Source organism: Allomuricauda sp. F6463D (assembly GCF_023015965.1).
Taxonomy (GTDB): domain Bacteria; phylum Bacteroidota; class Bacteroidia; order Flavobacteriales; family Flavobacteriaceae; genus Flagellimonas.
This window is the reverse complement of sequence record NZ_JALKAN010000008.1, coordinates 1-1652: the sequence shown is the minus strand read 5'-3', so window position 1 is coordinate 1652 and position 1652 is coordinate 1. Positions and strand designations below refer to the sequence as shown.

Here is a 1652-nt window from a genome sequence, read left to right as displayed (position 1 = left end):
AACAAGATTCACGGAGAGGAAGTTCTGGGTATTCCATCCAAGTATGTTTACAGGTCTTTAAAACGTGACCTCAAACATTTGAACAAAGAGGTGAAAGGAATCGAAGACCGTTTGTTGGGACTTGTAAAACAGGATCAACATCGGCAACTGACCTTGTTGACCAGTATACCTGGGATAGGGATCAAGACCGCCTTGTTCTTGGTTGTAATTACAGATGGCTTCTCCAAGTTCGAGAAGGCATCACAGCTTTGTAGTTATGTTGGTATAACCCCAACGATACGTGAGTCGGGGAGCAGTGTAAGGGGTCGTGCGAGAATAAGTAAGGTCGGTAATAGAAAACTTCGAAACTTGTTGTTTCTATGTTCTTTCAATGCTTGTAAGCATAACAAGGCATGCAGAGAGGTATATGAGCGGATCGTGAACAAAGGAAAGAGCAAAAAACTGGCATTGATAGCCGTGGCCAACAAATTGCTAAAACAGAGTTTTGCTATAGCCAAATCAGGTAGGCCATATGATGAAACATACGTTTCAATACTACCTAGATAAATAGAGGACAAATCCAATAAAAAAAGCTCAAAGAAATCGATTTTTGAATCTATGAGCAAAGAATAATATTGTCTCGGATTTAGGAAGAATTTGTTTGTTTTTTATCTCTGTTCTTTGTTTCCACCCGTTTTTTATTCCGTAATATTTAATGCTTTTCTTAGTTCTTCACTAGAAAATCCAGAACAGCTATTATCTTGTATTTCTATAATTTCTTTTCCGTTTGTTAATTTATAGCTGACTGAAAAATTACAACCGTCATCAGCATTTTTCATTAAATTCAATTTACGTTCGAATAATGATATTCTATCAACTATAAAGTTCGTTATTTTTATTTTTCCCCATTTTTTCCGTTTTCCGTTTTTGTAATATTCGTATTTAAAAACTCCCTTTTTTGGCTTTAAAATCAGTTTGTCGTATTCGTAAGTTCCGTGTCCCCAAACTGAATTTAAAATCCAATTTTCTCCCACCTCAATGGATTTTTCTATAAGCGATTCTTTTTGGTAATCTTTGAATTTATCTACACAAATTTTTACTTCGATTAGGTCTTTTGCTTTTGTAAATGTTGTGTCAATTTGCTGTCCGAAAATATTCGTGTATTCAATTTTCAAACTATCCGATTGGTTTTGAATTATTTTTTTATGTCCGCCCCAATATCCGTTCTCCTTTTCAAATGTTTGTCTTGTCAAAATCTTTGGCTTTGCTCTATCCAATTGAAACATTGTAAAACCATTTTCTTGTGAGCAATCAGAAGTCATTAACTCAATTTTATTTTGAGACAATCCACTGAATCCAATAGAAATTAGAATTATAAAAGTTAGTTTTTTTATCAACTCTCGATTTTTTTTAAATGGGTGGCAACGGTCTCGTGTATGAGTAGTAGCGGGTTTCTACTCACAAACCTTTCAGTTTTACACTAACCTTAGTTTTATGTTTATACTTTCGTTTTATTACTTAAACCGCTATTACTTATACACAACTTAAGTTTGATTCTCATTAAATTGATGTAATAATCAGAAAGAACAAAAGAGAGAATTAAGGTTAGTATATACGGTGAAGCTTCGGACTTCGACAACATTGATAATCCTCTCTCTTTTACTACTCCAAGC

At 34.1% G+C, this 1652-nt stretch carries 2 protein-coding genes; one reads left to right on the top strand and one right to left on the bottom strand.

Annotation, left to right across the window (positions count from 1 at the left end; all coding sequences use genetic code 11):
• A partial coding sequence (locus MWU56_RS16405; protein ID WP_247046490.1) for a transposase occupies positions 1–546 on the top strand: 546 nt, incomplete at its 5' end.
• Positions 547–677: 131 nt separating this feature from the next.
• On the opposite strand, the gene MWU56_RS16400 is transcribed toward MWU56_RS16405, so the two are convergent.
• Positions 678–1376, bottom strand: a complete 699-nt coding sequence (locus MWU56_RS16400; protein ID WP_247046488.1) for a hypothetical protein — start codon at positions 1374–1376, stop codon at positions 678–680.
• Between the last annotated feature and the right edge of the window lie 276 nt (positions 1377–1652).